This is a genomic window from Chryseobacterium mucoviscidosis, from assembly GCF_002177115.1.
GTDB lineage: Bacteria > Bacteroidota > Bacteroidia > Flavobacteriales > Weeksellaceae > Chryseobacterium > Chryseobacterium mucoviscidosis.
The window spans coordinates 478,329-500,889 of the sequence record NZ_MVAG01000122.1 but is presented as its reverse complement, the minus strand read 5'-3'; the positions used below and the strand labels follow the sequence as shown (position 1 = coordinate 500,889).

Sequence of the window (22,561 nt, the reverse complement as noted above, 5' to 3'; positions counted from 1 at the left end):
TGAAGCTTAATTCTACAAACAAATTTTAATAACAGATAAACTGTAATAATGGACAGATTTTCATTCCTAAACGCAGCTCATTCTCAGTTAATTGAGGATTTATACCAACAGTACTTAAAATATCCGGATTCTTTGGAACCATCATGGAAAGCCTTCTTTCAGGGTTTCGATTTTGCTTTGGAGAACTACGGAGACGATGATAACGTTCAATATGTTCAGGCTCCCGCAGTTTCAGCACCTGTTATTCAGCAGGCAACTCAGGCAGCAACAAACGGAGAAGTTCCGGAACACATCAAAAAAGAATTCAAGGTAGTAAACCTTATTGAGGCGTACAGGACGAGAGGACATTTGTTTACCAAAACAAACCCTGTAAGAGAAAGAAGACATTATACGCCGACTTTAGACATCGAAAATTTCGGTCTGGATAAGTCAGATTTAAATACAAAATTCAACTGTGCGGTTGAAACAGGAATGAAAGGTCCTGCAACTTTACAGGATCTCATCACACATTTAGAGAACATCTACTGTGATTCTATCGGTGTGGAATATATGCACATCAACAATGTTGAAGAAAAAGATTTCATCAAGCAGTGGCTTCAGGTAAACGAAAACCACCCGAATCTTTCAGCTAACGAAAAAACGGAGATTTTATTAAAATTAAATCAGGCGGTAGCGTTTGAAAATTATCTTCACACCAAATTTGTAGGGCAGAAAAGATTCTCACTGGAAGGTGGTGAAACTTTAATTCCTGCTTTGGATCAGTTGATCTCAAGATCTTCTCAGTTGGGCGTAGATGAAGTGGTTTTAGGAATGGCGCACAGAGGAAGATTAAATGTTTTAACCAATATTTTTGGTAAATCTTATAAGCAGATCTTCTCAGAATTTGAAGGAAAAGAATTTGAAGAAGATGTATTCTCAGGAGACGTAAAATACCACTTAGGTTCATCCAAAAAAATCAAAACAGCTTCAGGAGAAGAAGTTTCTATTAATTTAACACCAAACCCATCTCACCTTGAAACCGTTGCAGCCCTTGTAGAAGGAATCTGCCGTGCAAAAGTGGACGATAAATACAAAGATTATTCTAAAGTTTTACCGATCATTATTCATGGTGACGGAGCAATTGCGGGGCAAGGTATTGCTTACGAAGTTGCGCAGATGATGACTTTAGACGGTTATAAAACAGGAGGAACGGTTCATATCGTGGTAAACAACCAGGTTTCGTTTACAACAAACTATATGGATGCGAGATCTTCTACCTATTGTACAGACGTTGCTAAAGTTACAGAATCTCCTGTAATGCACGTCAATGCAGATGATGCAGAAGCGGTGGTTCATGCGATCCATTTTGCGGCTGATTTCAGAGCGAAATTCGGAAAAGATGTGTATATCGATTTGTTAGGATACAGAAAATATGGTCATAACGAAGGAGATGAACCAAGATTTACGCAGCCTAATTTATACAAAACAATTTCCAAGCACCCGAATCCGAGAGAAATTTATAAAGATAAATTACTGAAAGATAACGTAACATCCAACGATGTGATCGCTAAAATGGAAACGGAATTCAAAGCACTTTTGGATAAAGACTTTGATGCTTCCAAAGAAATTGAAAAGAACGTAATGGACGTTTTCATGGCAGATGACTGGACGAATTATCCGATTGGGAAAAGAGGAGCAGTTCAGGAGCCTGTTGATACAAAATATGATCTTGAAAAGCTGAAAGAACTGGCTGTTAAAATGTCTACACTTCCGGCAGATAAAAAGTTCTTAAATAAAATTACAAGACTTTTCGAAAACAGATTAAAAGCGATTGAAGGAAACTCTTTAGACTGGGCTCTTGGAGAATGGCTGGCTTATGCAACACTTCTTGTTGAAGGTCACAATGTAAGAATTTCCGGTGAAGATGTAGAAAGAGGAACATTCTCTCACAGACACGCAGTGGTAAAAACAGAAGATACGGAAGAAGAATATATCCCTTTAAGACAGGTTTCAGAAAGCAGATTTGATGTATTCAACTCTCACCTTTCCGAGTACGGAGTTCTTGGTTTTGATTACGGTTATGCCATGGCTTCTCCTAATACATTAACGATTTGGGAAGCTCAGTTCGGAGATTTCGTGAACGGTGCGCAGATTATCGTAGACCAGTATTTAGCTGCCGCAGAAGAAAAATGGAAAATTCAGGACGGTTTGGTGATGTTATTGCCTCACGGTTCAGAAGGACAGGGGGCAGAACACTCTTCAGCAAGACTGGAAAGATTTTTAACCCTTTGTGCAAACGAAAACATGGTGGTTGCAAACATTACTTCTCCTGCTAACTATTTCCACCTGTTAAGAAGACAGTTGAAGTGGTCATTCAGAAAACCGTTAATCGTGATGAGTCCTAAATCATTGTTAAGACATCCGAAAGTGGTTTCTCCGCTTGAAGATTTCGCTAACGGAGGTTTCCAGCCAATTTTAGACGATCCTTCTGCAGATCCTTCAAAAGTTGAAAAATTAGTACTTTGTTCAGGTAAATTATACTTCGAATTATTGGCTAAAAAAGAAGAATTAAACGCTGAAAATATTGCACTGGTAAGATTCGAGCAGTTATATCCGCTTCAGACAGATGCTATCGAAGCAATCTTCGAAAAATATTCAAACAGAAAAGAATTGGTTTGGGCTCAGGAAGAACCGGAAAATATGGGAGCATGGTCTTATATCCTAAGAAACTTCAGAGAAACAGGAATCAATGTTATTGCTCCGGTTCCAAGTGGTGCTCCGGCTCCGGGAAGTCACAAAATGTTTGAGAAAAATCAGAATGCAGTAATCAACAGAGTATTCGACAGAAACGATGCTCCGGTAAAAAGACCTGTAACCGCTTAATTAAAAATAATAATCAATAAAAAAATAAAAAATACGATATGTCAGTTTTAGAAATGAAAGTTCCTTCACCGGGCGAATCAATTACAGAAGTTGAAATCGCAACTTGGCTTGTAAAAGATGGTGATTATGTAGAAAAAGATCAACCCATCGCTGAAGTAGATTCAGATAAAGCTACTCTTGAATTGCCTGCTGAACAAAGTGGTGTAATCACTCTGAAAGCTGAAGAAGGTGACGTTGTACAAGTAGGACAGGTGGTTTGTTTAATCGATATGGATGCTGCAAAACCTTCAGGAAGCGCTGCTCCTGCTGCTGAAGCTCCAAAACAGGAAGAGGCTCCTAAAGCGGCTGAACCTGCTAAACAGGAAGCTCCGGCTCCACAACCTGCTGCTCAACCGGTAGCTGCTGCAACGCAGACGTATGCAACGGGTGCTCCTTCTCCTGCGGCTAAGAAAATTCTTGACGAAAAAGGAATGGATGCTTCACAGGTTTCAGGAAGCGGAAGAGACGGAAGAATCACCAAATCAGACGCTGAACTGGCTGCAGTTCCTGCATTGGGAGGAAATCCTGTTACCGCTACAGGTTCCAGATCTACAACAACAACTAAACTTTCAGTTCTTAGAAGAAAAATCGCTCAGAGATTAGTTTCTGTGAAGAATGAAACGGCAATGTTAACCACTTTCAATGAAGTTGACATGTCTGAAATCTTCAGATTAAGAAAATTATATAAAGAAGAATTTGCTCAGAGACACGGAGTAGGACTTGGTTTCATGTCTTTCTTTACAAAAGCGGTAACAAGAGCTTTACAGATGTATCCTGATGTAAACGCATCCATCGACGGAGATTTCAAAGTGAACTATGATTTCTGCGATATTTCAATTGCGGTTTCAGGTCCGAAAGGATTAATGGTTCCTGTATTGAGAAATGCTGAAAATATGTCTTTTGCAAGTGTTGAAGCCAACATCAAAGATTTAGCAACCAAAGTAAGAGACGGAAAAATCACTGTTGACGAAATGACAGGCGGAACGTTCACCATTACCAACGGTGGAACTTTCGGATCTATGATGTCTACACCTATCATTAACCCTCCTCAATCTGCAATCTTAGGGATGCACAACATTATCCAGAGACCGGTTGCGGTTGACGGACAGGTGGTAATTCGTCCGATGATGTACGTTGCGATGTCTTATGACCACAGAATTATCGACGGAAAAGAGTCTGTAGGATTCTTAGTTGCAGTAAAAGAAGCAATCGACAATCCGGTTGGTATCTTAATGAACGGAGACGAAAGAAAAGGTCTTGGATTATAATTATTGATAAAAATTATAGTATAAATACAAATCTCGCCTCAAAAAGGCGAGATTTTTGTATCTCTTGTAATAAATACTAAGATGATGTTTTCTAAAATGACCTCCAATATCAAAGTTTCAGTAATACCTGAATATGATAGCAAAAACAGTTATCCGTCCGAAAACAGACACGTTTTTAAATACAACATCGTTATTGAAAACGAAGGAAGTTTTCCGATAAAAATTCTTAAAAGAAAATGGCTGATCTTCGACGTAGGCTTCGGATATACAGAGATCATCGGGGATGGCGTAATCGGCTTGACTCCTGAGATTCCTACAGGCGAAAATTTCGCTTATTTCTCCAATGTGATGCTTCGTTCCGGAGTGGGAAATATGAGCGGAAAATACCTTGTAAAAAATATGGAAACGCAGGAAAGCTTTGAAATTGATATTCCTAAATTCAATCTTTTATCAGAAGTTTTAAGCAATTAAAATTCCAAAATCTGGAAATTAAATTCTGCATTCTGGAATTTGGCTGTTTCAATTCGAATGAATAGCAAAAAAGATTAAAGTTTTTTTATTTTTAATTTCATCAGATCATTCACCTCTTCATTGCTTGTGAGAAACAGTTTTTCAAAAGCCAGTAAAGATATTTTAGCACAAACCTCTGCATCGTCACCTGCTCTGTGATGGTTAAAGCTGATCTGGTGGTATTCAGCAAGATGTTTTAATCCATATCTCGGAAGATAATTCCATGATTTTTTGGCTAACTGAATACTGCAGAGATAATTGAGTTTCGGCGTGAACATTCCATAATGATTCAGGCATCCGCGAAGCACACCTGCGTCAAATCCTGCATTATGGGCAATCATTAACGTTCCGTAAATCATTTCCTCTACTTCATACCAGATTTCATCGAAAGTAGGAGCATCTTTCACATCATCCGGAAGAATACCGTGAACATCCACATTAAACGGGCTGAAATAAGGAAAACTCGGTGGTTTGATGAGCCATGTTTTGGTCTCAATTATTTTTGAATCCTGCACAACACAGATTCCAAGCTCACACGCGGAATTTCGCTCGTGAGTTGCCGTTTCAAAATCTATTGCGCAGAAATCCATAAATAAAGTTTATAGTTTTAAGTTAAGGGTTTAAATTTTCTTTTTATCCCCTAAAAAATGTTTGAAAACAAGCCATTTGGTTTGATAATAATCTGTTTTCTGATGTTTCTGACGGCGTTTTAAAGTTCCGGGAATCTGTGCGTAAAATCCGAAATGTCCTCTTAAAACTGCCCAAAAATGGGAAATTCCATTTTTATAGGCAAAATAAAATGAGGCAGCTCCGTCAAGACACAATCTGAAAAAAATCAGCCAGATTAATTTTGGAAAAGGCAGATTCTTCAGTAACATCGAAAAGTTATTTCGGATATTTAAAAAAGTTTTCTGTGCACTTTGCTTGTTTAAAGTTCCTCCGCCAACATGATATACTTTTGATTTTCCGGTGTAAAAAACTTTCTTTCCCGAATTAATCAGTCTCCAGCAAAGATCAATTTCTTCCTGATGTGCAAAAAAACGTTCATCAAAACCTTTTTGCTCCCAAAAATCTTTGCTTCGGATAAATAAACAGCATCCTGAAGCCCAGAAAATTTCCGTTTCATCATCATACTGCCCTTTATCTTCTTCCAGATCATCAAAAACTCTTCCTCTGCAATACGGATAACCTAAATTATCAATTAATCCGCCTCCTGCACCCGCAAATTCGAAGTAGTTTTTATTGTTGTAGGAAAGGATTTTAGGCTGAACTGCTGCAATGGAAGAATCTTTTTCAAAAAGTTCCAAAACAGGATCGATCCAGTTTTCGGTAACCTCCACATCAGAATTCAGAAGGCAGTACAATTCATTTTTAATTTCTTTTAAACCTTCATTGTAGCCTCCTGCAAAGCCGTAATTTTTATTGTTTTCAATAATCTGTACCGAAGGAAAATTCTTTTGAAGAAAATCGACAGAATCATCGGTGGAAAGATTATCAACCACATAAATATCAGCATTTTGAGAAAACTGAACAACATTGGGAAGAAATTTTTCCAGCCAGCTTTTCCCGTTCCAGTTTAAAATAACGACTGCTAATTTTTTCGACATGAGAAATTAAATTTTTTCTGAATCAAAAGTTTTGATGGAATCCTGATATTTCCATTTTCTGTGCGACCAAAGATAGTTATCGGGTCTTTTATTCAATGTGTTTTCCAATAATTTATGGAATTTTTTTACGACTTCATTTTCCACAAATTTTTCTCCGTCAGGATAAATTCTGTGATAATTAACCTGATAATAACCGCGTTTTACCTTCTTCATTTCACAGTAAATGAACGCCAGATCCATTCTTGTTGCCAGTTTATCATACCCGATAAAAACAGGCGTTCTCTGGTTTAAAAATTCCAGACCGTAGTTTACATGAGAAAAGTGGGGAGTCTGGTCTGCCACAAACATATAAGCAGAGCTGCCTTTGCTTTTGGATCTGAAAATATGCATGATCACTTCATTCGCTTCCAGTGCTTCATTCCCGAATTTATTACGGACTTTTTTCATCTGGTTTTCCCAGAAATCACTGTTTACCTTTCGGTAAACAGGATGGCAGTGATCCTGCGGAATTACTTTAGCAAGCGCATTAATCCATTCCCAGTTGAAAACGTGTCCCGCAAGCATAATCACATTTTTTCCTTCCGCTTTTGCCTCATGAAAAACTTCCTGATTGATGTGCTGCATTCTTACCCGAGATTCTGTTTCGGAAATACTGAAGGATTTTACCGTTTCTACAAGATAATCGGAAAAGTTGAGATAGAATTTCTTCCGGATCTCTGCAATTTCTTCCTCCGATTTTTTTGGAAAAGATTTTCTCAGGTTTTGAGTAATGACGTTTTTTCTGTACCCTACAATATAATGATTCAGAAAGAACATGATGTCTGAAAATACATACAAAACTTTCAGCGGAAGTTTGGAGATCAGATATAATATTTTGATAAGGAAATTCATAAAACATGCAAATTTACGCATAATAAAATTATGGTTCTGTTTTTGCTTACAAATAGTATTATTTTTTTATTTTTAACGTATGAAAAAATTATCATTAATTGCATTTCTGGGTTTAAGTTCCATTGCTTTCTCTCAGAATACCAATACCGTAAGACAGGAAGTTAAAAGTGTTTCAGAAGAAAAATCGTTATTGGTAAAGACAGATCATGCCGAACTGGATGCCAAGAAAAAGGCAGCGGAAGAGAAGGCGAAGCTTCCAAAACCTTATGATCCGAAAGCAGATGCAGAAAAAGATATACAGAATTTGATTGCAAAAGCTAAAAAGGAAAAGAAAAATATCATGATTCAGGCAGGAGGAAACTGGTGCATTTGGTGTTTAAGATTCAATCAGTATGTACAGACTACTCCGGAACTGAAAAAATTAGTGGACGACAATTATCTATATTACCACCTGAATTATTCTCCGGAAAATAAAAACGAAAAGATATTTGCCAAATATGGCGATCCGGGAACGAAATTCGGATATCCGGTTTTCATCGTTCTGGATCAGAATGGTAAAATGATCCACGTTCAGCAGAGCGAAGTTTTAGAGGAAGGAAAAGGATACAGCCTTGAAAAAGTGAAAGAGTTTTTCAACGTCTGGTCTCCAAAATCATAATCATAACCGGGAATTTCTCCCGGTTTTTTTGAGTCTGTTTAAACTTTTTATTTAACCGCAAAAGGTACAAAAGATGAACTAAACTTTTATTTAAAGCTGATCATTATAAATGAAAAAGTTCACAATAGTTTTTAAAAATCTTTGATTTTGGTTCTTTTGAGCGCTTTGAATATTATTGAAATTTGCTTTAACATTGCCTTTTGTGTCTTTTGTGGTTAATTCTGAAATTAGTTTAAACAGGTTCCTTATTTAAATAATATTCCTTACCACAATTTTCACCGGATGATACAGTAAAATAATTACTGCGGTAATTAAAGCCAGCCAGAACAATCCTGTAAAAATCTCCATATTGGAAAGCAGAATTGCCTGTGAATTTATTTTTGACTTAAAAATTTCTGAGGTAACGGATAAAGATTCATTTACCGGAAGTTTAGAACTGTTATTTCCAAAAATCTGGTTCCATTGCGACGCGAAAATCGAGTTTGTGCTTACAAATTCCGAGCTTAAAGAATCGGAATGTTTTAGGGTTAAAAAAAGCATCAGATTCTGCATCAACGCATAGCCGATTGCTGTGGTCCAGAATCTTGTGGCGGTTCCTACTGCGGTCGCATTGGAAACGTACTGTTCCGGCATTCCTGCAATTAAGAAGAATACAAGCGGAGTAAAAAGCAAGCCTTGTCCGACTCCCTGAAGAAACAAGGGCGGACAAATCGTCTGAAGCGTTGTATCCGTATAAAAAGTATAGGTAAACCATGCGCTGTCTATGGCTAAAATTAAAAATCCGGTAAAAAATACAAGCCTTGAAGAAGCCCCTTTGGTGATGCATAATGCGGACAGAAAAACGCCCAGAAGACTTCCTGCAACGTTCCAGTACTGAACTTCCACGATGTAATCCCACTGCCATTTCCAGACAACAGCCATCACGCTGTACACATTATTGATGGAAGCTCTGAGAATATAAAAGATGAAGAAAAGAATAACCCCTACAATTACATTTTTTGAACTGAAAACTTCAAAATGAAAAAACGGCCGCGGCTGATTTCTCTGTTTCAGCATAAATAATCCTCCAAAAATCAGGAACAGTAAAAAACAGAATACAATACGATCAGATTCAAACCACATCAGTCTTTTTCCGTAGATCAGCGCGTAACCTCCTGCCTGAAGACATCCCCAAAGCAAAAACCAGCTTGCAATATCAAGTTGATACAAAGGTTTTTTCGGGAAAAATCTGTTTTTATTGAAAATAGCAAAAGCCATTACCAGAACGAAAACGTGAAAATAGACCATCATGAGAATCATGTGGCGGAAATCGTAGTTTTCTATGCTTGATTTCAGCAGGGAAGTGGTTAATGTTCCGCCCGTAAGAATAATGGTGTACATAAAAAGGTAGGCAATTTCTTTGGCGTGTTTTGTCTTTAATTCAGCCACAATAAGCGGGAGAAATATAGCGCCTTCCAAAACTCCGAAAATTCCTTCCAGAAAACGGATGACAAGAATGATATGATAATCATGCGTAACAGAAAGTCCGTAAAGAATGAGAACGGAAGCGGAAGACATCAGCAAAGTATAATATTTTACGCTGAAATATGCCATAAAACGCTGTATCACCAAAAGCGTGACCACAAATGTTCCGTACATCAGGATCATTAAATATTGTATGTCATCCGAATCTGCATCCATAAAAGAAGCGGTAAAAGCACTGTTGGAATGCAGAAGCGACAGCAGCATCAGATGCGGAAAAAGCGCTAAAATAAGAAGCGGAAGTTTCAGCCACTGCGGAACCCATCCATGATAAACTGAATTGTGATGCATGATTAATTGAATAAAAAAAATAAAAAATTGCGAAAAGACAGAAAATTGTAAAAAAAGATAAGATGGCAAAATTGTATTCTGCCTTTTCGCTAAAAATAATTGATTGGTTAATTAAAAATCCGAGAAAAGAAATTTGAAAAATTTAAATTCGAGAAAATGAAAACACTAAAAAAACTCAAACCCTTTCACTCTCAAACCCTCAAACCCTGAAACGCTCAAACTCTAAATCTTCCTCGCACTCACCAGAACGTTCATTCCGGAAAGCAATTTTTCGTTGTTTTGATTTTTATTGAGAATGATTTTTACAGGAAATCGCTGCTCTATTTTCACAAAATTTCCTGTTGCATTGTCCGGTTTTACCAAAGAAAACTGGGAGCCTGAAGCGGGAGAAACTGACACGATTTTTCCTTTAAATTCCACATCAGGATACGCATCTGCGGTGATAATGACTTCTTTTTTCTGATCGATTTGTCCCAACTGCGTTTCTTTATAATTGGCAATAATCCATTTTTCTTTGCTTACGATCTGAACCAAAGCCTGACCTTCTTTGATCAACTGTCCTTCCTGAATGGTTTTCTTTCCTACCCAACCGTCGTAAGGTGCGGTAACAAAAGTATAGGAAAGAAAAAGCTTCGCATTGTTAAGATTGGCAGAACTTTGCTGTATCTGGCTTTTTACCGGAGCGATTTTCGTTTTTTGCTCACTAACGCCTGCTTTTACTGCGTTTTTTTGCTGTTCTAAAGCTGATAAGCTCGCTTTTGCCTGTTCATACAAAGCTTTTGCATTTTCAAACTGCTGATCGGTTGCTGCATCTTCATCCACTAAATTTTTATACCGTTTAAAGTCCTGTTCGGTTTTCCAAATGTCGATTTTGGCAGAGGCGATTTTTGCATCAATAATTTTAGTGTCACTTTCTTTCGTATTCACTCCGCTTTCGATGGTGTTGATATTATCTGAGTTGGCATGGAGACCGGCTTCCGCTATTTTTACCTGATTGATAAACTCGCGGTTGTCGATGATAAGTAAAGTGTCGCCTTTATGCACAAACTGGTTTTCATTGAACTTTATTGTCTTTATAAACCCCGAAACTTTGCTGGAAACCGGCGTAATGTACTGTTCGATCTGCGCATCGTTGGTCGTTACATTTTTTCTCGAAAAAAGATAGAAGCTTAACATTCCTGTTATTCCGCTGATGATAAGAATCCACGCCAAAACGCTGATGATTTTATTGATTCTTTTTTCCTTTTGTGTTAATTGTTTCTTCGCCATAGTTTTATAAATTTCCAATCGTGTACTGGAGTTGGTAATATTTTAGTTGTCGGTTAATTTTTACGGAAATAAGGTTGGATTGCGCTTCCAGATAGGCATTGTCTGCATCAATGAGTTCGGTGATTAAACTTAGCTTATTCGCATATTTGGTCTTCACGATCCTGTAATTTTCTTTTGCCTGATTAATGGCTTCTTCTGCGATTTTTACCTTTTCTTCCGTTTCTTCAAATTTTTTGAAAGCTTCATACACTTCATGCCGGATATTTTCTTCATTTTCTTCGATCTGCAATTGGGCAAGAGTTATATTTTCTTTTGCTTCCTGCATTTTGTATTTATTTTTGTACAAATTTTCGATGGGATAAGTAAGATGGATACCGATCATTCCCAAACGATACGCATAAGGTTCGGGCGGAAAAAACATCATATTGGGATATTTTAAAAAGTATTCTCCGCCTGCGGTAATTTTCGGTAAATAATTCGCTTTGGCAATTTTCTGATCCAGTTCTTTCAGAGTGAGATTTTTATTGGCAATTTCCACAGATTCGTTTTTATGTAAAGCGGTTTCCGTTAATTCATTGATGTAAGGGATTTCTGCATTCTCAGAAATTAAGTCTTCCGTTTCTGCATGCATTTCCTGATTTTCCGGAAGCGAAAGCATCGTTTTCAGCTTGTGTTCTGCAATCTGAATATCATTATCCAGTTCTGTCCGGTTCATTTTATGGTTAGAGAGCTGTAAAGAGGTTCTGAGAACTTCGTTTACCGTAACCACACCGTTTGCTTTCAGAGCTTTTACCTGTTTGATGTTTATGGAATCTTCTTTCATTTTATCATTAATTAAATGCTGCTGTTCTTTTAAATGATGAATCTGGAGAAAGGCGGTGATAATTTCCATCTTTAGCTGTCTCTCATTCAGATGCGTTTTAAGAGATGAAATTTCAGTATCAATGGCGGCTTTTTTTTCGGTATTTTTAATTTTTCCGCCCATATAAACAGGAATGGAAGCCGAAAGCGTAAAATCGTACATTCCATTGATGATGTTGTACTTTGTTGCTTTTGCAAACACCCCGTCTTCATGCTGAAAAAGATTGGTTACCTGATTATAGCTTGTGTGAAATTCTACATCGGGAAACTTTTCCATTTTTAGATCTTTTTCTCTGGTTTCGGACATTTCATCTTTTAAATGGCTAATTTGTAATTTTTTATTCTTTGTTAATCCGATTTCTATTGCTTTTTGCAGACTAAGATGTTGATAATCGGTTATCTGTGCCTGTAATAAATTACTCATAAGTAATAGGCACAACGCAAACCACTGATATCTGTTTGAGTATGATATCATTTTCATAAATATAGTTAAGATTTTTTGCTGAATTGTTTTTGACTCTGCAAATTTACGCGGTACAGCTTCGGACATGATTTGTGAAAACAGAAAAAGATTTGCTCATTTACGCCATATTGAAATTTTCTCTTTACCTTTATTGAATGAACGAAAGTCATTTTAAAGCAGTAGAAGAAGCAGATTCGGAATTTTACGTTTATCATGTGCTTACCGGAAAGGTGAAAACCGAAATCCATTATCACAGTTCGGCTCAGTTGGTTTATGCAGAAGGTGGAATTGTGCATATTTTCACCGATCTGAAACACTGGTATTTACCGGCAAGATGCTTTATGTGGATTCCTGCCGGAACACCGCATTATATTTTCTCTACGAGTCCGAAAGTAGATCTGTATAATTTTTATTTTAAAAAAGAAGAAAATGAAAATGGCTTTTTTGATGAAATTAATATTTATTCGGTAAGTCATCTTCTTCGGGAGATGATTTTGTACACCAAAGACTGGGATGGGAAAATCACAAGAAATGATGGGGTAAAATATGATTTTCTTAAAGCGTTAAAAGGGATTTTACCTGAAAAAAGGGATAAAAAACGGGCATTTCCGGTTCAGCATCCTTTTCCGAATGACGAGATGCTTCTGAAGGTGGCACAGTACATTCATGCGAATCTGGAAAAGCCTTTAAGCATTGAATCTACGGCAAAACAATTCGGGATGAGTACAAGAACACTTTCCCGAAAGTTTAAGGAAATTCTGGGCATGAATTACGTTCGTTTTTTACGTGCGCTGAGAATTACCCGTTCTCTGGAACTGATGCTGGAAGGGAAGTATAATATGTACGAGATCGCGATGATGGTGGGATACAACAGTTTGTCTTCTTTCAGTAATATTTTTAAAAAAGTAATTGGGGTTGCTCCGACGGATTATCTACAGAAGCTGAAGGGAGAGGAGTGATTTTGAGTTGGAGAGTTTTAGGGCTATAAGGGTTTTAGAGTTGTAGGGTTTGAGAGTTTAAGAGTGGGAGGTTTTTTTATTTTTTCTAAATACTAATGACATAAATTTTTTTTACTAAAAGCATTAATTAAATTTCTGCTTCATTCTTTATTTTTTGGAGAGATAAGTGCTGTGAAAACGTATCAGTATTTATTGATGATGGGAATTTTAGCCCCGATTGTAATGGAAAATCCTTTTTTGCAAAAAAAGATTGTAATGGAAAGCGGGAAATAGCTCCTGAAAAATATAGGAATTTTCTATTGGAGGGTAGATTTCTACTTCGTCAAAATGACTGATGTGTTGATGTAATAATAAATTGTTGTAAGAGATTGTTTCGTTGCTTCAGAACTGCGTTCGCGAACCTTCACTCTGTCGCAAGGACGCAAAAAAACCACTTCGGTTGAAGTGGTTTATATGTTGAGAAAATCTCGTCTTGATTAAGCTTCTTCAGAAGATGCTTCTTCTTTTTTAACAGGAGCTGCTTTTGGAGCTTCAACCGGAGCGTCAGATACAACATCGAATTCGTAGTTGTACTCAACGTTTCTGTGAAGTCTAACAAGAGCTGAGAATTTACCTGTTCTCTTGATTGTGTTTCCAGGAATTTTGATGTATTTTTTATCTACAGATACCCCTGCTTTTGCTAGAGCTTCAGCTAAATCTGCATTGTTGATAGAACCGAATAATTTATCACCAGTACCTACTTTTGCAGGAATTGTGATAGAAGTTTTCTTTAATTGCTCTACTACAGCGTTTGCAGCAGCAACCAATTTAGCTTCTTCTTCTTTTCTAGCCTCCAAAGTAGCTTCTAAAGCTGCAATGTTTTTAGGAGTAGCTAATAAAGCATACCCTTGAGGAATTAAGAAGTTTCTTGCATAACCAGGCTTTACGCTTAATGTGTCGAATTCAAGACCTAAGTTTTCTACGTCTTTTTTTAGAATAATGTTCATTGTTGTTGTCCGTTTTAGAGTTTGGAGTTCCGGGGTTTATATTCCGGCTTACTCTTCACATCGTTAGAATTTATAAATTAATTCAGCAACAAAAAGCCAAAAGCGAGAAGCTAATGGCTAATTGCAATTTTTTTATTTTAATAAGTCAGCTACGTATGGTAGTAACGCCAAGTGTCTTGCTCTTTTGATTGCAGCAGAAACTTTTCTTTGGTATTTTAAAGAAGTTCCTGTGTATCTTCTTGGTAAGATTTTACCTTGCTCGTTTACGAACTGTAATAAGAAATCAGCATCTTTGTAATCTACGTGCTTAATTCCGTATTTTTTGAATCTACAATATTTCTTTTCAGATTTTGTATTGATATCAAGCGGAGTAAGGAATTTTACTTCAGATTCTCCTCCAGCTGAGGCTTGTTTAGCCATTTCGTCTATTGCCATGTCTTGTCTTTTTAAAAAATAGGGTTAATAATTAAGCTTTAGCTGCTTTTACTTTTGCTCTTCTAGTTACAGCGTAGTCAACAGCGTGTTTGTCTAGTTTTGTAGTAAGGTAACGGATTACTCTCTCGTCACGCTTGAATGCCAATTCTAAATCAGCAACTACAGAACCTTCACCTTTAAATTCGATTAAAGTGTAAAATCCGTTCTTTTTCAATTGGATCGGGTAAGCTAATTTTTTTAATCCCCAGTTTTCTTTAGCAACGATTTCGCAGTTCTTTTCTTTAATAAGATCTTCGAATTTTTTCACTGCTTCCTCCACCTGTGCATCAGATAGAACGGGAGTTAAAATGAAAACAGTTTCGTAATTGTTCATAATGTTAAAAAATTTGTTAATTATTTCGAGGTGCAAAAGTAGAGAATATATTTATAATATGCAATATAAGAAGGGGCTTTCTTGAAAATAATTGATGGCGGGGTATTGTTAGTGATAGTTTTTGGCTGTTGAAGCATTTCTTACAAATAAACTTTAAACCCAAAACCCTGAACTTTACATACGGTCGTCTTTTCTGATCTCCGTTAAAAAATTTACTTTTATGACATCATATAAAGAATGTCGGCATACCAAAATGGAGGCAATGGAAGACACCATTCCCGCTAACATGAGATGAAATATCAAAGAATGTCGGTCAGTCATTTCCAGAACAATTATTGCTGATGTAAAGGGAGCTCTGGTAATCCCAGTTAAAAAAGCAACCATTCCTGCCAAAATAACAACGTTTGTTTCATTGGGACTTAAATGGATAAATCCTGAAATTACAGAACCAATACTTGCTCCGGCTGTTAAGGCAGGCGCGAAAATTCCTCCGGCACCGCCTGAAGTAAAGGAAAGGGCAGAACCCAACATTCTTAAAACAGGAACGTACCAGTCTTCATGTTTTTCTGAAGTAAAAAGAACGCGTTCCATGATTTCTTTTCCGGAGCCTAATATTTCTCTGTTGATGAAAAAAGCGATAGAAGCTATAATTAGAGCACATAAAATTAGAAATGCTACGTTGGCGCGGTCTGTTTTAAGTTTTCTCTTTTTCCAGTCATTCATTTTAAGCATGATTACGGAGAGCTGACTGGCTAAAATTCCGGCGATTCCGCCCACCAAAATGATCGGAAACATCACCATTAAAGAAACGTCATTTGTTTGTGGATATCCCAAATAAAGGTAAGAACCTGCCAAAGTCTGCGCCGTTAAACCGGCAATGATAACTGCGGTAAAAAGGGCGGTTTTAAAATAATTGATATGGGTTTTGGAAAGTTCTTCCACAGCGAAAACAATTCCGCCCAAAGGTGTGTTGAAAGCCGCTGCAAGTCCCGCTGCTGCACCCGTCATAATCATATTTTTCTTTGAAATTTTCGGCCACCATTCGGGAAGGTATTCGTTTACTTTTCGGAATACGGAACCTGCGATCTGAATTGTGGGACCTTCACGACCGACTGCACCGCCTCCGATAACCAAAACTAAAGAGGAAAGGATTTTAAAAACAATAATTTTTAAACTTAGTAAACTTCGGATCTTTTTATGTTCTTTCGGGTTGGCTAATTCTACGGCTGCCATCACCTGCGGAATTCCGCTTCCTTTTGCATTCGGGGCAAATTCTTTCACGAGCCACCAAGACAAGACAAAACCAATCGGGGCAATAATGAAGATCATCCACGAATGCCAGTCCAAAATAAAATGCAGGAGATTTTCGCCCCATGCAAAAATTTTGGCATACATCACCGCTACAAATCCCGTAATTACGGAACCGATCCAGAAAGGGATTGCCTGAAGCAGATTGTACTTCAGTTGTTCGTTTCTAATATTATCAAAAGATTTTTTTAGAGATCTTCGGATGATGACTATTATTTTCAGCATTAAATGGTTTGTCGCAAGATTGTTGATAAAAATAAGGAATTTATATTTCTTCTAAAAATTTTGCCACTCATAAAGCGTTTTTATTTCCAATTAAAATCTCTGTCACTAAACTAGTTGATTTGTTTTTCTTTAGTCAAAATTTACAAGTAAAAAAATCCCAACTTTCGCCGGATTGATTTGTTATTTAAAATTAAATGTTACTTCTTTTTCATTAAATCTTGTATTTTGTTAACCATATTTTCTGCGTTGGTGTTTTCAGGGTTTAATGCTAAAGATTTTTTATAATTTTCTAAGGCTAAAGTATAGTTTTTAATTGAAAAATAACTTTCTCCCAAACTGTCAAAAGCATTCGCCGACTGAGGATTTTCTTTAGTATTTAATGCAAAAACTTTTACTGCCTCATTAAATCTGGAATTTCTCATTAAAATATATCCGATATTATTCAATGTGTCTTCAAAATTCCATTTTGAATTTTTTGCTTTAATAGCATAATAATTTTTCTCAGCATTTGGATTGTTTGGCTTAGCAAATTCAGTAATAATTGACTCTTCTGCTAACAGAAAATTATCGGTTAAATTGTTATCCACGATGGATGCAATATGATTTATGATGTGATATTGTTCTGGAAAAAAGTTATAACCGGTTGACATCATAATTATTGCCATATTATTTTGTGGATAAAATCTGAAAGCGCTTACATTTCCTCCAGAAAAGCCGTAAGATGAAATATTATTCACTTTATTGATTTCCCAGCCGTATGCAAAGACATCTTTTTTATTTCCATATTCAAATGGCTGCCACATCATGTCTTTTGTTTTTTGATTCAGGAAGTCATTTTTACTTAAATGGCTGCTCCATTTCAAAAATGCAGGCAGAGTAATGGCTATTCCGTTTCCGGGATATGCTTTTTTTCCTTCAACATCTTTAGATTTTACATATTTTTTAGTCTCCGAATTGAAATTGTATTTTATAACACGGTTCGGAATTTTTTCAAGAGCATTTGACGAATAAACAATCTGATTTTTTACATCAGAAAATTGATTACTTAGAATAAAATCTCCAAAAGATTGTCCTGTAATTTTTTCAATAATCATAGAGAGAAGCATATAATTCGTTTGATTATATCTGAATTCGTTCCCTGTTGTAAAATCCATTTTCTCTTTGCTCAACCGTTCAATAGTTTTAGAACCTGAATATTCCGGCAGAATATCACTGAAAGCAATAAAATCCGGTATTCCGGAAGAATGGGTCAAGAGATTTTTTACCTTCACATTTTGCCACTCCTGTGGTAGATTTTCAACGTATTTTAAAACATTGTCTTCTAAAGATAATTTTCCTTGTTCTATTAATTGAAAAACACCAACGTCAGTCATTAATTTTGAAGTAGAATATATCCTGAACATTGAAGTTGGACTTACTTTTTTAGCATCTTCCAAATTTTCCGTACCGTAATATTGCTCAAAAATTACTTTACTATCTTTTATAACACCAATTGCTAAACCGGGAATCTGATTTGCTTTAATGGCTTCTTTTACGTAATTATCAATTAATGTAAACTGATTGGCTTGCTGCGAAAAAGAGACGGCAGAAATATTTAAGACAAAAGTTGCCAGAAGAATTTGTTTCATATTTTGAGAATATAGGTTCTTGCTTTTATTTAAAGACAGTTAAAAAAAGCATTCTATTACATGGTTTGTCCGGATTTGGTATAAAATGTAACAAAGTTTTTCAAACAAAAAACCTCCGAAAAAAATCGAAGGTTTTATATTGTAAAGATGTTTCGATAAGCTTAATATGACAATTGTATCATTTATCACTTATCATTCATCATTTATAAATTATATTTCTGTATTCAGATCCCAGTTTTCAAGGTAATCATGAACATGTTTAAGCATCATTCCGCCTAAAGAACCATCTACAACTCTGTGGTCGTATGAGTGAGACATGAACATTAAGTTTCTGATTGCAATTACATCTCCGTCCGGCGTTTCAAGAACGGCAGGCTTTTTAACGATAGCTCCGATTGCCAAGATTGCAACCTGAGGCTGAGGAATAATCGGAGTTCCCATTAAGTTTCCGAAGCTTCCTACGTTAGAAATTGTATATGTTGCACCCTGAGTGTCTTCAGGTCTTAATTTTTTGTTTCTTGCTCTGTACGCTAAATCGTTGATTGCTTTTGCCAATCCTGAAAGTGATAACTGATCTGCATTTTTAATAACAGGAACGATAAGGTTTCCGTCCGGTAAAGCTGTTGCCATACCGATGTTGATGTTTTTCTTTTTGATGATGTTTTCTCCGCTGATTGATACGTTGATCATAGGGAAATCCTGAATCGCTTTCACAACTGCTTTCACGAAAATCGGCATGAACGTCAGTTTTTCACCTTCACGTTTTTCAAAAAGAGATTTGTTTTTATTTCTCCATTTTACAACGTTCGTAACGTCTGTTTCGATGAAAGAAGTTACGTGCGGAGCAATCTGCTTCGCTTTTACCATGTTTTCAGCGATGATTTTTCTCATTCTGTCCATCGGAATGATCTCGTCACCTGCAGCAGCCGTAATCGTAGCAGCAGGAGATGAAGTCGCAACCGGTTGTGGAGCAGATGCAGTTTGTACAGGAGCTGCCTGTTGAACTGGCTGGTTTCCTCTGTTTTTAACGTACGCTAAAATATCTTCTTTGGTAATTCTTCCTTCCAGACCGCTTCCTTTGATGGTTTTCAGTTCGGTTTCAGAAATATTTTCCTGCTGTGCGATAGATTTTACAAGCGGCGAAAGATAAAGATCTCCCGAAAACTCTGTTGAAGCAGCAACTTTTAAAGGTTCTTCAATGGTTTTTAAGGTTTCCGCGTCCGGAGCAGCCGCCGGAGTTTCCGTTTTTATTTCTTCTGAAGCAGTGTTTCCGCCTTCTCCTTCAATTTCTAAAATAGCAATGGCTTCACCTACTTTTGCAACTTCGTCTTTCTGTTTCAAAATCTTTACGATTTTCCCCGAAACGGGTGTCGGAACGTCTGAATCTACTTTATCTGTTGCAATTTCTACTACGGAATCATCCTCTTTTACGCTATCACCTTCGTTGAACAACCAGGAGATAATTGTCGCTTCCATAACACCTTCTCCCATGGACGGAAGCAATAATTTGTATTCTGCCATTTTTAATTTTTAGATTTTGACAAATATATAAAAAAAATCGATTTTTTTATGAAATATTAAATTTTAGAAAAATTCAATGTAAATATTTTCGCCCACGTTAAGTCCAAACAGGGATTTTGCCCCGTTTTTTCGGCTTCCTTTGTAGATGGTAAGCTCCAAAAGCTGACTGTCATTGAAGATTGCAGCAGACTGCCCGTGAAATTCTGTTTCTCTATCCCAGTCCGAAACCACTTCCGTATGACTCGAAAAGACTCTTGAAAGTGCTAAGTTTCTGAATTTTATCGTGAAACTTTCGTATCCTTTTGAGATGGTTTCAAAAAAATCTTTATTAATATTTGAGATTATATTTCCGAAATTATCAATGTACGTAACTTCTCCGATAATCATTTTTTCAGATTCATTATAAACAGGTTTTGGAAACAGGAGCAGTTTTGCGGTGTCTATTTTTCTGCCGATCACTTCGGGAAGTCCTCCGTTTGCCAGATGAACGGCTGCCGGAACAAAAACGTCCGTAGAAGTAAAATTAACGATATCGTCGAAACGGTTGTTCAAAGTGATTTCGTAGATCGCTTCAGGTTTAATATCAAAAAATATCAAACTTAAAACGCCGTTATCTGCCGCCAGAAAGTAATGTCCGTCGGATTTATATAAAATATTTTTCCTGTTTCTGTTGTGAAAACTGTCTACGGAAACAATATGAATCGTGCCTTTCGGAAAGTGTTTATAAGCATTTCTTACGATGTAAGAGGTCTGTATCAGGTTAAAAGCCTGTATTTCGTGACTAATATCAACAATATTAACCTTCTGATTCAGAGAAAGAATGCTCCCTTTTACAGCGGCGACTCTGTAATCCAAATTTCCGAAATCTGAAGTGAGGGTTATAATTGACATTGATGGTTGTATAGAATGATAGAAATGCAAATTTATCTAAAATAAAAGGAATGCCCGAAAAATTATGGAAAAGAATTTGATATAAATTTCAAAAAAAGCTTTAAATTTAAAATCTAAAATTAATAATAATACTGCATGTTTGAATTGACATATGATCTTGAGGATATCGATGCGAAAATCTTCTACGGAGTAAACAACCAATTTTTCAACCTTATAAAATCTACTTTTCCCACTCTTAAAATTACCGGAAGAGATCACTATATTTTTGCGATGGGCAATCAGGAAGCTTTGGACATTTTTAAGAAAAAGCTTGATGATATTGTCAATTTTATTTCAAAAAATAATTCTATAGACCTGAAAGATGTTGAAAATCTTCTGAATATTAAAGATGAAAACGAAAAACAGCTTGTTTTTGATCAGGACATCATTGTAAAAGGTGTTAATGGCAAAATCATCAAAGCGAAAACCACCAATCTAAAAAAATTAGTTAAGGAAACCGAAAAAAAAGATATGGTTTTTGCCATCGGACCTGCCGGAACGGGAAAGACGTATACGAGTGTGGCTTTGGCGGCAAAAGCTTTAAGAGATAAAACGGTTAAAAGAATTGTTTTAACAAGACCTGCGGTTGAAGCAGGGGAGAGCTTAGGATTTTTACCGGGTGATCTTAAGGAAAAGCTGGATCCGTATTTACAGCCTTTGTACGATGCGTTACGCGACATGATTCCGCATGAAAAGCTGGAAGGCTTTATTGAAAAGAAAGTGATTGAAGTGGCTCCGTTAGCGTTTATGAGAGGGAGAACTTTGGATGATGCGTTTGTAATTCTGGATGAAGCGCAGAATACAACCCATTCCCAAATGAAAATGTTTTTAACCAGAATGGGGATGAATGCTAAATTTATCATCACCGGAGATCCGAGTCAGGTGGATTTACCTCCGAAACAGCAATCCGGATTAAAGGAAGCGATGAGAATTCTGAAGGATGTAAAAGAAATCGGTTTTGTTCATTTAACAGAAGAGGATGTAGTAAGACACCCTGTTGTAAGAAAGATTATCCTTGCCTACAATGACGAGGAAAAAAGACAGCGAAACGATTAAACAATTTATCATAATATAATTGAAAAGCAGATGAACAGTAGTTGATCTGCTTTTTGTTTTTTTAAACACTTTGCTGAAATTATTTTGATATTTAAAAAAAAATGTTATTTTTGCGGCTGATTAATAAAAAACTATTAACTATGAAGAAATTATTTCTTTTGACAGCAGTCGCTGTTATGGGATTGAGCGCAAAAGCTCAGGAATTCAGATTCGGACCTAAAGCAGGATATTCTTATTCAACCCTTAAGCTTAAAGACAACTCAGATTCTGAAACATCAGATCCGTTACATACTTTTTACATCGGAGGTATTGCAGAATATAAAGTAAGCGACAGGTTTGGTTTACAGGGGGAACTTTTATATTCTCAACTTGGAGGGAAACTGAATATTGCAGAAGTTGATCCTAGTGATCCTACCAACTTTTTCAATGTTAAGGCAAAACAGACTTACCATACTTTATTGATTCCTGTTTCTGCTAAATATTTCATTACTGAAGGTCTTTCGGTTTCTGCAGGTGCAAGTTTTGGAGTTATCCTTTCTGCTAAACAAAAATATTCTGCAGATTTAGGATTAGGCGGTGTTATTCCGGGATTCGAAATAAACAGCAGCGATGAAGTGGATATCAAAGATCAGTTAAATACTTTGAATATTGCTCCATTCCTTGGTGCTGAATATATGCTGGAGAACGGATTATTCTTTGATGCAAGATACAATATGGGAGTATCTAATTTGGCAAAAGACGCTTCAAACGGAGAAAAGTTAACTAACAGCTTTTTACAGGTTGGAGTAGGATTCAAATTCGGAGGAAACTAAGAATTTATTCTCATAAAAAATTAAAGCGGTACAGAATTTGTAACGCTTTTTTTTATATAAAATGCTACCACATTTTTATCATTAGAAA

At 36.5% G+C, this 22,561-nt stretch carries 20 protein-coding genes; 7 read left to right on the top strand and 13 right to left on the bottom strand.

Features of this window, described 5'->3' with window-relative positions; all coding sequences use genetic code 11:
• Window positions 1-48: 48 nt before the first annotated feature.
• The 3 genes from B0E34_RS14150 to apaG all read left to right on the top strand — a co-directional run bounded on the left by B0E34_RS14150 (window position 49) and on the right by apaG (window position 4,640).
• Window positions 49-2,862 (top strand): 2-oxoglutarate dehydrogenase E1 component, encoded by a 2,814-nt coding sequence (locus B0E34_RS14150; RefSeq protein WP_087710418.1) that lies wholly within the window; start codon window positions 49-51, stop codon window positions 2,860-2,862.
• Between the two features lie 38 nt (window positions 2,863-2,900).
• Window positions 2,901-4,169, top strand: coding sequence for a 2-oxoglutarate dehydrogenase complex dihydrolipoyllysine-residue succinyltransferase (gene odhB / locus B0E34_RS14145; RefSeq protein ID WP_087710416.1), 1,269 nt, complete (start codon window positions 2,901-2,903; stop codon window positions 4,167-4,169).
• Window positions 4,170-4,250: 81 nt separating this feature from the next.
• Window positions 4,251-4,640, top strand: a complete 390-nt coding sequence (gene apaG, locus B0E34_RS14140) for a Co2+/Mg2+ efflux facilitator ApaG/CorD (RefSeq protein WP_076390039.1) — start codon at window positions 4,251-4,253, stop codon at window positions 4,638-4,640.
• Between the two features lie 74 nt (window positions 4,641-4,714).
• Here apaG and B0E34_RS14135 read toward each other — a convergent pair whose 3' ends face one another.
• Genes B0E34_RS14135 through B0E34_RS14125 form a run of 3 tightly spaced genes read right to left on the bottom strand, consistent with a single transcriptional unit; the run spans window position 4,715 to window position 7,177 of the window.
• Entirely contained in the window at window positions 4,715-5,269 is a 555-nt protein-coding gene (locus B0E34_RS14135; protein ID WP_087710414.1) for a 3'-5' exonuclease, read from the bottom strand.
• A gap of 30 nt (window positions 5,270-5,299) precedes the next feature.
• The gene (locus tag B0E34_RS14130) at window positions 5,300-6,286 is read right to left on the bottom strand and encodes a glycosyltransferase family 2 protein (RefSeq protein ID WP_087710412.1); all 987 of its coding nucleotides are present in this window, start codon (window positions 6,284-6,286) and stop codon (window positions 5,300-5,302) included.
• Between the two features lie 6 nt (window positions 6,287-6,292).
• On the bottom strand, window positions 6,293-7,177 hold the full coding sequence (locus B0E34_RS14125) for a lysophospholipid acyltransferase family protein (protein WP_087710410.1): 885 nt from the start codon (window positions 7,175-7,177) through the stop codon (window positions 6,293-6,295).
• A 79-nt stretch (window positions 7,178-7,256) separates the two neighbouring features.
• Between B0E34_RS14125 and B0E34_RS14120 the strand changes: the two genes are divergently transcribed.
• Window positions 7,257-7,835 (top strand): thioredoxin family protein, encoded by a 579-nt coding sequence (locus tag B0E34_RS14120; RefSeq protein ID WP_087710408.1) that lies wholly within the window; start codon window positions 7,257-7,259, stop codon window positions 7,833-7,835.
• Window positions 7,836-8,084: 249 nt separating this feature from the next.
• On the opposite strand, the gene B0E34_RS14115 is transcribed toward B0E34_RS14120, so the two are convergent.
• From B0E34_RS14115 to B0E34_RS14105, 3 genes are all read right to left on the bottom strand, one after another.
• Complete coding sequence (locus tag B0E34_RS14115) at window positions 8,085-9,647, bottom strand: MFS transporter (protein ID WP_087710406.1); 1,563 nt, start codon at window positions 9,645-9,647, stop codon at window positions 8,085-8,087.
• Between the two features lie 222 nt (window positions 9,648-9,869).
• Complete coding sequence (locus B0E34_RS14110) at window positions 9,870-10,916, bottom strand: HlyD family secretion protein (RefSeq protein ID WP_087710404.1); 1,047 nt, start codon at window positions 10,914-10,916, stop codon at window positions 9,870-9,872.
• Window positions 10,917-10,920: 4 nt separating this feature from the next.
• On the bottom strand, window positions 10,921-12,201 hold the full coding sequence (locus tag B0E34_RS14105) for a TolC family protein (RefSeq protein WP_228423082.1): 1,281 nt from the start codon (window positions 12,199-12,201) through the stop codon (window positions 10,921-10,923).
• Window positions 12,202-12,395: 194 nt separating this feature from the next.
• Here B0E34_RS14105 and B0E34_RS14100 point away from each other — a divergent pair, with 194 nt between their 5' ends.
• Window positions 12,396-13,199, top strand: a complete 804-nt coding sequence (locus B0E34_RS14100; RefSeq protein ID WP_087710402.1) for a helix-turn-helix domain-containing protein — start codon at window positions 12,396-12,398, stop codon at window positions 13,197-13,199.
• A gap of 476 nt (window positions 13,200-13,675) precedes the next feature.
• On the opposite strand, the gene rplI is transcribed toward B0E34_RS14100, so the two are convergent.
• The 7 genes from rplI to B0E34_RS14065 all read right to left on the bottom strand — a co-directional run bounded on the left by rplI (window position 13,676) and on the right by B0E34_RS14065 (window position 20,566).
• Window positions 13,676-14,185 (bottom strand): 50S ribosomal protein L9, encoded by a 510-nt coding sequence (rplI, locus tag B0E34_RS14095; RefSeq protein WP_087710400.1) that lies wholly within the window; start codon window positions 14,183-14,185, stop codon window positions 13,676-13,678.
• A gap of 132 nt (window positions 14,186-14,317) precedes the next feature.
• The gene (gene rpsR / locus B0E34_RS14090) at window positions 14,318-14,620 is read right to left on the bottom strand and encodes a 30S ribosomal protein S18 (protein ID WP_002979091.1); all 303 of its coding nucleotides are present in this window, start codon (window positions 14,618-14,620) and stop codon (window positions 14,318-14,320) included.
• Between the two features lie 31 nt (window positions 14,621-14,651).
• Window positions 14,652-14,993, bottom strand: a complete 342-nt coding sequence (rpsF, locus tag B0E34_RS14085; RefSeq protein ID WP_029293501.1) for a 30S ribosomal protein S6 — start codon at window positions 14,991-14,993, stop codon at window positions 14,652-14,654.
• A gap of 174 nt (window positions 14,994-15,167) precedes the next feature.
• Window positions 15,168-16,526 carry a chloride channel protein gene (locus tag B0E34_RS14080; RefSeq protein WP_087710398.1) on the bottom strand — a complete coding sequence of 453 codons (1,359 nt, stop codon included), beginning with the start codon at window positions 16,524-16,526 and terminating at the stop codon, window positions 15,168-15,170.
• A gap of 197 nt (window positions 16,527-16,723) precedes the next feature.
• The gene (locus B0E34_RS14075) at window positions 16,724-18,154 is read right to left on the bottom strand and encodes a serine hydrolase domain-containing protein (protein WP_087710396.1); all 1,431 of its coding nucleotides are present in this window, start codon (window positions 18,152-18,154) and stop codon (window positions 16,724-16,726) included.
• Between the two features lie 210 nt (window positions 18,155-18,364).
• On the bottom strand, window positions 18,365-19,675 hold the full coding sequence (locus tag B0E34_RS14070; RefSeq protein ID WP_087710394.1) for a dihydrolipoamide acetyltransferase family protein: 1,311 nt from the start codon (window positions 19,673-19,675) through the stop codon (window positions 18,365-18,367).
• Window positions 19,676-19,738: 63 nt separating this feature from the next.
• A complete protein-coding gene (locus tag B0E34_RS14065) occupies window positions 19,739-20,566 on the bottom strand; it encodes an SAM hydrolase/SAM-dependent halogenase family protein (RefSeq protein WP_087710392.1) in 828 nt (275 codons plus the stop codon).
• Window positions 20,567-20,701: 135 nt separating this feature from the next.
• On the opposite strand from B0E34_RS14065, the gene B0E34_RS14060 reads away from it, so the two are divergent.
• Window positions 20,702-21,661, top strand: a complete 960-nt coding sequence (locus B0E34_RS14060) for a PhoH family protein (RefSeq protein ID WP_087710390.1) — start codon at window positions 20,702-20,704, stop codon at window positions 21,659-21,661.
• A gap of 140 nt (window positions 21,662-21,801) precedes the next feature.
• Window positions 21,802-22,473, top strand: a complete 672-nt coding sequence (locus B0E34_RS14055) for a porin family protein (RefSeq protein ID WP_116098898.1) — start codon at window positions 21,802-21,804, stop codon at window positions 22,471-22,473.
• Window positions 22,474-22,561: the final 88 nt, after the last annotated feature.

Excerpts from the sequence above, each read along its gene's own strand:
- B0E34_RS14150 (WP_087710418.1), top strand. The coding sequence starts at position 49 with ATGGACAGATTTTCATTCCTAAACGCAGCTCATTCTCAGTTAATTGAG.
- odhB (WP_087710416.1), top strand. The coding sequence starts at position 2,901 with ATGTCAGTTTTAGAAATGAAAGTTCCTTCACCGGGCGAATCAATTACA.
- apaG (WP_076390039.1), top strand. The coding sequence starts at position 4,251 with ATGATGTTTTCTAAAATGACCTCCAATATCAAAGTTTCAGTAATACCT.
- B0E34_RS14135 (WP_087710414.1), bottom strand. The coding sequence starts at position 5,269 with ATGGATTTCTGCGCAATAGATTTTGAAACGGCAACTCACGAGCGAAAT.
- B0E34_RS14130 (WP_087710412.1), bottom strand. The coding sequence starts at position 6,286 with ATGTCGAAAAAATTAGCAGTCGTTATTTTAAACTGGAACGGGAAAAGC.
- B0E34_RS14125 (WP_087710410.1), bottom strand. The coding sequence starts at position 7,177 with ATGAATTTCCTTATCAAAATATTATATCTGATCTCCAAACTTCCGCTG.
- B0E34_RS14120 (WP_087710408.1), top strand. The coding sequence starts at position 7,257 with ATGAAAAAATTATCATTAATTGCATTTCTGGGTTTAAGTTCCATTGCT.
- B0E34_RS14115 (WP_087710406.1), bottom strand. The coding sequence starts at position 9,647 with ATGCATCACAATTCAGTTTATCATGGATGGGTTCCGCAGTGGCTGAAA.
- B0E34_RS14110 (WP_087710404.1), bottom strand. The coding sequence starts at position 10,916 with ATGGCGAAGAAACAATTAACACAAAAGGAAAAAAGAATCAATAAAATC.
- B0E34_RS14105 (WP_228423082.1), bottom strand. The coding sequence starts at position 12,201 with ATGAGTAATTTATTACAGGCACAGATAACCGATTATCAACATCTTAGT.
- B0E34_RS14100 (WP_087710402.1), top strand. The coding sequence starts at position 12,396 with ATGAACGAAAGTCATTTTAAAGCAGTAGAAGAAGCAGATTCGGAATTT.
- rplI (WP_087710400.1), bottom strand. The coding sequence starts at position 14,185 with ATGAACATTATTCTAAAAAAAGACGTAGAAAACTTAGGTCTTGAATTC.
- rpsR (WP_002979091.1), bottom strand. The coding sequence starts at position 14,620 with ATGGCAATAGACGAAATGGCTAAACAAGCCTCAGCTGGAGGAGAATCT.
- rpsF (WP_029293501.1), bottom strand. The coding sequence starts at position 14,993 with ATGAACAATTACGAAACTGTTTTCATTTTAACTCCCGTTCTATCTGAT.
- B0E34_RS14080 (WP_087710398.1), bottom strand. The coding sequence starts at position 16,526 with ATGCTGAAAATAATAGTCATCATCCGAAGATCTCTAAAAAAATCTTTT.
- B0E34_RS14075 (WP_087710396.1), bottom strand. The coding sequence starts at position 18,154 with ATGAAACAAATTCTTCTGGCAACTTTTGTCTTAAATATTTCTGCCGTC.
- B0E34_RS14070 (WP_087710394.1), bottom strand. The coding sequence starts at position 19,675 with ATGGCAGAATACAAATTATTGCTTCCGTCCATGGGAGAAGGTGTTATG.
- B0E34_RS14065 (WP_087710392.1), bottom strand. The coding sequence starts at position 20,566 with ATGTCAATTATAACCCTCACTTCAGATTTCGGAAATTTGGATTACAGA.
- B0E34_RS14060 (WP_087710390.1), top strand. The coding sequence starts at position 20,702 with ATGTTTGAATTGACATATGATCTTGAGGATATCGATGCGAAAATCTTC.
- B0E34_RS14055 (WP_116098898.1), top strand. The coding sequence starts at position 21,802 with ATGAAGAAATTATTTCTTTTGACAGCAGTCGCTGTTATGGGATTGAGC.